6 protein-coding genes are annotated in these 7,347 nt (G+C 67.3%); 4 read left to right on the plus strand and 2 right to left on the minus strand.

Features of this window, described 5'->3' with window-relative positions; genetic code table 11:
- Window positions 1-119 precede the first annotated feature (119 nt).
- Together PY257_RS00930 and PY257_RS00935 are read left to right on the plus strand one after the other, a co-directional pair.
- Window positions 120-4,052 carry an FAD/FMN-binding oxidoreductase gene (locus PY257_RS00930; protein ID WP_275737831.1) on the plus strand — a complete coding sequence of 1,311 codons (3,933 nt, stop codon included), beginning with the start codon at window positions 120-122 and terminating at the stop codon, window positions 4,050-4,052.
- Window positions 4,053-4,057: 5 nt separating this feature from the next.
- The gene (locus PY257_RS00935) at window positions 4,058-4,495 is read left to right on the plus strand and encodes an HIT family protein (protein WP_275737850.1); all 438 of its coding nucleotides are present in this window, start codon (window positions 4,058-4,060) and stop codon (window positions 4,493-4,495) included.
- Here the strand turns inward: PY257_RS00935 and PY257_RS00940 are convergent.
- Together PY257_RS00940 and xrtH are read right to left on the minus strand one after the other, a co-directional pair.
- On the minus strand, window positions 4,434-5,204 hold the full coding sequence (locus tag PY257_RS00940; protein WP_275737833.1) for an exosortase H-associated membrane protein: 771 nt from the start codon (window positions 5,202-5,204) through the stop codon (window positions 4,434-4,436). The genes PY257_RS00935 and PY257_RS00940 overlap by 62 nt on opposite strands.
- Complete coding sequence (xrtH, locus tag PY257_RS00945; RefSeq protein WP_275737836.1) at window positions 5,188-5,700, minus strand: exosortase H; 513 nt, start codon at window positions 5,698-5,700, stop codon at window positions 5,188-5,190. Before xrtH ends, PY257_RS00940 begins: the two co-directional genes overlap by 17 nt.
- Window positions 5,701-5,815: 115 nt before the next feature.
- On the opposite strand from xrtH, the gene PY257_RS00950 reads away from it, so the two are divergent.
- Window positions 5,816-6,232, plus strand: a complete 417-nt coding sequence (locus PY257_RS00950; protein ID WP_275737838.1) for a gamma-butyrobetaine hydroxylase family protein — start codon at window positions 5,816-5,818, stop codon at window positions 6,230-6,232.
- Between the two features lie 179 nt (window positions 6,233-6,411).
- On the plus strand, window positions 6,412-7,143 hold the full coding sequence (ubiE, locus tag PY257_RS00955) for a bifunctional demethylmenaquinone methyltransferase/2-methoxy-6-polyprenyl-1,4-benzoquinol methylase UbiE (RefSeq protein WP_275737840.1): 732 nt from the start codon (window positions 6,412-6,414) through the stop codon (window positions 7,141-7,143).
- The last annotated feature ends 204 nt before the right edge of the window (window positions 7,144-7,347 follow it).

A 7,347-nucleotide genomic window follows, 5' to 3' on the forward strand; every position in this document is an offset into this window, starting at 1 on the left:
ACTGCCGTTTCTAGGCTGAATGCTCAGTCGCCTCGCGCCAGTGCGCGATTCACCCCGGTCGCTTAAAATCGCCACCCCCAAGGTCCATGGGCGCGCAGCGCCCAGCCCAGGTCTACCCCATGAATGCTCCCACTGCGCTGACCGCCCTGGTTTCGCAGGCCGCCGAGCCTGTTCGACTGCGCGAGATTCCCTATAACTACACCTCGTTCTCCGACCGCGAGATCGTGATCCGGCTGCTCGGCTCCCGCGCCTGGGAGGTGCTGAACCAGTTGCGCGAGGAGCGCCGCACGGGCCGCTCCGCCCGCATGCTCTACGAGGTGCTGGGCGACATCTGGGTGGTGCAGCGCAACCCCTACCTGCAGGATGATCTGCTGCACAGCCCCAGGCGCCGCCGCCTGCTGGTGGAGGCGCTGGAGCACCGGCTTGCCGAAGTGGAGCGCCGCCGCACGCCGCAGGCTGACCCCGCGCGCGACGCGCTCGTGGGCGAGTTGCTGGCCGCCGCCCGCGGCGCGGTGCAGGCGTTCGACGCCACGTTCGAAGAAGCCGCCGCGCTGCGCCGCCAGATCCAGCGCACGCTGCACCGCCAAACGCGGCGCGACAACATCAAGTTCGACGGCCTCTCGCGCGTGGCCCACGTCACCGACGCCACCGACTGGCGCGTGGAATATCCCTTCGTGGTGCTCACCCCGGATACCGAGGTGGAGATGGCCGCCCTGGTCAAGGGTTGCATCGAGCTGGGCCTGACCATCATCCCGCGTGGTGGCGGCACCGGCTACACGGGCGGCGCGATTCCGCTCACGTGGAAGAGCGCGGTCATCAACACCGAGAAGCTCGAAGCCATGACCGAGGTGGAAATGGTGTCGCTGCCCGGCCTCGACAAGCCCGTGCCCACCATCTGGACCGAGGCCGGCGTGGTGACCCAGCGCGTGGCCGACGCGGCCGAGCGCGGCGGCTTCGTCTTCGCCGTCGACCCCACCAGCGCCGAGGCAAGCTGCATCGGCGGCAACATCGCCATGAACGCGGGCGGCAAGAAGGCCGTGCTGTGGGGCACGGCGCTGGACAACCTGGCGAGCTGGCGCATGGTCACGCCCGATGCGCAGTGGCTCGAAGTCACGCGCATCGGCCACAACCTGGGCAAGATCCATGATGCAGAGATGGCCAGCTTCGAGCTGCAGTATTTCGAGGCCGACGGCAAGACCCCCATCCGCACTGAACGGCTGGACATCCCTGGCAAGACCTTCCGCAAGGAGGGCCTGGGCAAGGACGTGACGGACAAGTTCCTCAGCGGCCTGCCGGGCATCCAGAAGGAGGGCTGCGACGGCCTCATCACCAGCGCACGCTGGGTGGTGCACCGCATGCCCGCGCACACGCGCACCGTGTGCCTGGAGTTCTTCGGCAACGCCAAGGATGCCGTGCCCAGCATCGTCGAGATCAAGGATTTGATGTTTGCCGAGCAAAAGCGCAGTGGTGTGCTGCTCGCTGGACTGGAGCACCTGGACGACCGCTACCTGAAAGCCGTGGGCTACGCCACCAAGAGCAAGAAGCATGGCGGCGGCCTGCCCAAGATGGTGCTGTTCGGCGACATTGCGGGCGACAACGCCGACGACGTGGCACGCGTGACCAGCGAAGTGGTGCGCATTGCCAACTCGCGCCGGGGCGAAGGCTTCATCGCCATCAGCCCCGAGGCGCGCAAGAAATTCTGGCTGGACCGCAAGCGCACGGCCGCCATCAGCCGCCACACCAACGCCTTCAAGATCAACGAAGACGTGGTGATTCCGCTGCCGCGCATGGCCGAATACACCGACGGCATCGAGCGCATCAACATCGAGCTGAGCCTGCGCAACAAGATCGCGCTGTGCGACGCGCTCACCGCCTTTTTTGAGCGCGGCAACCTGCCGCTGGGCAAGAGCGACGATGCCGACGAGATACCGTCCGCCGAGTTGCTGGAAGACCGCGTGGCGCAGGCCGTGGCCCTGGTGGCCGAGGTGCGCGCGCTGTGGGCGCAGTGGCTGGCCGACGCGGACCCGCTCTTTCCCCAGTTGCAGGACCACACCCTGCGCGCGAGCTGGAGGGCGCAGATTCGCCAGCCGCTGCAGCAGATATTCGCCGGCGCGCCGCTCCAGCCCATCCTAGACGAATGCGGCGCCATCCACAAGCGCGTGCTCAAGGGCCGCGTCTGGGTGGCCCTGCACATGCACGCGGGCGACGGCAACGTGCACACCAACATCCCGGTCAACAGCGACGACTACGAGATGCTGCAGACCGCGCACGAGGCCGTGGCACGCATCATGGTGCTGGCGCGCTCGCTCGATGGCGTGATCTCCGGCGAGCACGGCATCGGCATCACCAAGCTCGAATTCCTGACCGACGAGGAACTGCGCCCGTTCACCGAATACAAGGCCCAGGTCGATCCCGAAGGCCGCTTCAACAAGGGCAAGTTGCTACGAAATAAGGAGCTGCCAGCGCAGGCTGGACGGGCGATGGAGGCCAAAAACGCTTCAAACAACCGTTTGCATGCCCCCCTGATGGCGGACTTGACCAACGCCTACACCCCGAGCTTCGGCCTGATGGGGCACGAGTCGCTCATCATGCAGCAGAGCGACATCGGCGCCATTGCCGACAGCGTGAAGGACTGCCTGCGCTGCGGCAAATGCAAGCCCGTGTGCGCCACCCACGTGCCGCGCGCCAACCTGCTCTACAGCCCGCGCAACAAGATCCTGGCCACCTCGCTGTTGGTAGAGGCGTTCCTGTACGAAGAGCAAACGCGGCGCGGCGTCAGCATCCGGCACTGGCAGGAATTCGAGGACGTGGCCGACCACTGCACGGTCTGCCACAAGTGCCTGTCGCCCTGCCCGGTGAAGATCGATTTTGGCGACGTGACGATGAACATGCGCAACCTGCTGCGCAAGATGGGGCAGAAGAGCTTCCGCCCCGGCAACGCGGCGGCAATGTTCATGCTCAACGCCACCAACCCCGAGACCATCAAGTTCGCACGCGGCGCCATGGTTGGCGTGGGCATGAAGCTGCAGCGCCTGGGCAGCGACCTGCTGCGCGGCCTGGCGAAGCGGCAGACCGCGCACCCGCCGGCCACCGTGGGCATGCCGCCGGTCAAGGAGCAGGTGATCCACTTCATCAACAAGAAGATGCCGGGCAACCTGCCCAAGAAGACCGCGCGCGCGCTGCTCGACATCGAGGACAACGAGGTCGTGCCCATCATCCGCAACCCGCAGGCCACCACGGCCGAGACGGAGGCAGTGTTCTACTTCCCCGGCTGCGGCTCCGAGCGCCTGTTCAGCCAGGTGGGCCTGGCCACGCAGGCCATGCTGTGGCACGCGGGCGTGCAGACGGTTTTGCCGCCCGGTTACCTGTGCTGCGGCTACCCGCAGCGCGGCAGCGGCCAGTTCGACAAGGCCGAAAAGATCATCACCGACAACCGGGTGCTGTTCCACCGCGTGGCCAACACGCTCAACTACCTCGACATCAAGACCGTGGTGGTGAGCTGCGGCACCTGCTACGACCAGCTCCAGGGCTACGAGTTCGACAAGATATTTCCGGGTTGCCGCATCGTGGACATCCATGAATACCTGTTGGAGAAAGGCATCACGTTGCCGACGCAAGGACAGGGCGCCTACCTGTACCACGACCCCTGCCACACGCCGATGAAACTGCAAGAGCCGATGAAGACTGTGCGGGCGCTGCTGGGGCCCCAGGTGCTCAAGAGCGAGCGCTGCTGCGGCGAATCGGGCACGCTGGGTGTTACCCGACCAGACATCTCCACGCAGGTCCGCTTCCGCAAGGAGGAAGAAATCAGGAAGGGCGAGGCCGCGCTGCGTGCATCGGGGGCGATAGGGGAGAACGCCGACGTGAAGATCCTCACCAGTTGCCCGAGCTGCCTGCAGGGCCTCTCGCGCTACGGCAACGACCTGAGCAACGGCCTGCTCGAAGCCGACTACATCGTGGTCGAGATGGCGCGCAAGCTGCTGGGCGAAGACTGGATGCCGCAGTACGTGGCTGCCGCCAACGCCGGCGGCATCGAGCGCGTGCTGGTGTGACCGCGGTGCCGCACCAGCCCGGTTGCCCCCTGTGCAGCACCGACGGCGGTGCGCTGGTCTGGCGCGGCGCACGGCTGCGCGTCATCCGTGCCGACGAGGCGGGCTTTCCGGCCTTTTACCGCGTGGTCTGGAGCGGCCATGCGGCGGAATTCTCCGACCTCTCCGCGCCCGAGCGCATCCACTGCATGGAGGCGGTGACCGTGGTGGAGCAGGTGCTGCGCGAGCACCTGGCGCCGGCCAAGGTCAACCTCGCGGCGCTGGGCAACATGGTGCCGCACCTGCATTGGCACGTGATTGCGCGCTTCGGCTGGGACAGCCACTTCCCCGCATCCGTCTGGGCGTCCGCGCAGCGCGAGCGCCAGCCCGCGCGGGAGGCCGCCGTCAGCGCGGCGCTGCCGGCGGTGGAGGCCGCCGTGGCGGCACGGCTGCAGGCGATGTACTGACGAGGCCTTGCGGCTCCTGCATTTGCGGCGCAGGCGCGGCGGTTGGCGGCTCGGGCTGCGTCGGCGTCGACGGGGGATGCGGCTCTTCTTGCCGCAGCAGCGTCGATGCGAAGCTGCAGTCCAGTCCCAGCCACACCAGGATGGGTGCCAGCGTGGGCATCAGCAGCACGCCCAACTGGTAGCAGAACGCCAGCAGTTCGATCTGCCACTGTGCGAAGCCCGTTTGCGCCAGCACGCCGGGGCCGCCGCCGAGCACCATGTCCTTGAGCAGCGTGGCCGCGATGCTGAAGGCGTGGAACGGAACCAGGCAGGCCGCGCCCACCAGCGCGTTGCGCAGCAGGTGCCGGCGCGAGCCCGCCACCAGCAGCGCCAGCAGCAGCGGCAGGCTGTAGCCATACTTGGCCGGGTCCACCTCGCCGGTCAGCTCGGCCACCATGTTGCGCGGCATGCCGGGCTGCTGCGGCATGCGCACCGTGAGCCGTGTCTCCACCTCCAGCTTGTGCGGCGAGGACGACGTGCGGCGCACCCAGCCATCGAAGGCGGTTTCCAGCACGACGCGCGCCACGAAAGCCGCCGGGCGCGATGCGTAGTCCGACACCGGCCACCACAGCGCGGTGGCTGCCAGAAACGCCGCCACGGCCCGTGCGAAGAAGCGCGTCAGCGGCGAAAAGCGCGGCGCGCGCCGTTGCGGCTCAGGCTGCTGCGGCATGGACGGAAGGCCCGGTGGGCGGGCGGGCATAGCGCCGCGCCCAGACCATGAACACCACCAGCACGTCGAGCATGATCAGCGCCTGCCACAGATAGCTGTGCGCGAAGTTGAACCACGCCATGTTCCACTGCCCCAGGTAAAACAGGCTGATGACGCGCACGATGTTGAGCAGTTGCACCGCCACCAGCCCCACGCCCAGGCCGATGAGCTTGTGCGTCCAGGTGGATGGAAAGGCCACGATGGCCGCCAGCAGCACGATGCAGGCCTCGATGCCGTTGCAGCCCGGCTCGATGGAGATGCCGAAGCCCGTCTTCGGGTTCATCAGCACCTTGCCGTAGGCCACGGCGTTCGCGTCCACCGCGCCGATGAGCGACGAGCACACATGCGCCAGCAGCGCCGTCACAGGCAGCACGAAGTGCGTCTGCACGGGCTCCAGCAGCTCGATGCCGAACAGCAGCAGTTGCAGGCCGATGAAGACCACGAAGAAGCGGCGCATGGTGGCGGATTCTAGGCCAGCGCCACGCCGTTGCGCACGCGCGCGGCACGGGCCGCGGCTGGTCGGCGATGGGTGGGACAATGCCGTCCCCGACTTGTCATTTCGTGAAAGCCCCATGCCCGGCACAACCCCCGACGACATTCCCGCGCCGCAGTCCATCACCGTGCACGGCCAGTCGCGCGTGCTGGAGGTGGCGTTTGCCGACGGCGCGGCGTTCCGCATCCCGTTCGAGCTGCTGCGCGTGTATTCCCCCTCCGCCGAGGTGCAGGGCCACGGGCCGGGGCAGGAGGTGCTGCAGACGGGCAAGCGGCAGGTGCTGATCGCCGCGCTCGAACCCGTGGGCCACTACGCCGTCAAGCCTGTGTTCTCCGACGGCCATGAAAGCGGCATCTACACCTGGAGCTACCTCTACTGGCTCGGCGCGCAGCAGCAGCGGTTGTGGGAGGAATACATCGCCCGCCTGCAGGCTGCGGGCCTGGACCGCGATGCACCCATGCCCCCCAAGGGCTGCGGTACCTGCGGGCACCATTGAACCATATTGGCCTCCAGCGCTTGATATACCAGCGCTTGCAGCTATCAAATAAGTAGCGTGGATGGCGTGGAGTGGTGTACGTTCCGCAATGGTCATGCACCAGAAGCGGCATGCGATTCCCCGTGTCGGTGCGGGGTTGTGGCTGTACGCACGCTGCCATGCGGCCTAGCATTCGACGCATGACGACGACGCATTTTGGTTTCGAGACGGTGGACGAGCAGGACAAGGCGCGCCGCGTGCGCGGCGTGTTCGACTCGGTCGCGCCCAAGTACGACATCATGAACGACCTGATGTCGGGTGGCCTGCACCGCTTGTGGAAGGCCTACGCCGTCGCGGTGGCCAACGTGCAGGAAGGCCAGCGGGTGCTCGACATCGCGGGCGGCACGGGCGACCTGGCACTGGCCTTTGCCAGGAAGGCGGGGCCTGCCGGCAGCGTGGTGCACACCGACATCAACGCCGCCATGCTGTGCGCCGGGCGCGACCGCCTGCTCGACGCGGGCGTGGTGCTGCCCACCGTGGTCTGCGACGCCGAGCAATTGCCGTTCCCCGACGGCTATTTCGACCTCGTGAGCGTGGCCTTCGGCCTGCGCAACATGACGCACAAGGACGCGGCCATCGCCGAGATGGCCCGCGTGCTCAAGCCCCGCGGCAAGCTGCTGGTGCTGGAGTTCTCCCGGGTGGCCAAGCCGCTTGCGAAGGCCTACGACTGGTATTCGTTCAAGGTGCTGCCGCGCATCGGCCAGCTGGTGGCGGGCGACGCGGCCAGCTACCGCTACCTGGCCGAGTCGATCCGCATGCACCCGGGGCAGCAGGAGCTGAAGGCCCTGATGCGGAAAAACGGCTTCGGCCATGTGGACTATCACAACCTCACGGGCGGCGTCGTCGCCCTGCATGTTGGAATCAAGTGCTGAACAAGTTCGTGGTGAATGGAGAAAATACGATGAAATTGTGGTCTGTGGTACTGCTCGCCGCGCTGGCCCTGGTGCACGCGGATGCCGAGGCCAAGCGCCTGGGCGGCAGCAAATCGCTGGGCAGGCAGTCCCCCAATGTGACGCAGCGCGAGGCTGCGGCGCCTGCCGCCGTCCCTGCCGCGCCCGCCGCGGCGGCCAAGCCCG

Source organism: Curvibacter soli (assembly GCF_029211125.1).
In the GTDB taxonomy this organism is placed as follows: domain Bacteria; phylum Pseudomonadota; class Gammaproteobacteria; order Burkholderiales; family Burkholderiaceae_C; genus Curvibacter_A; species Curvibacter_A soli.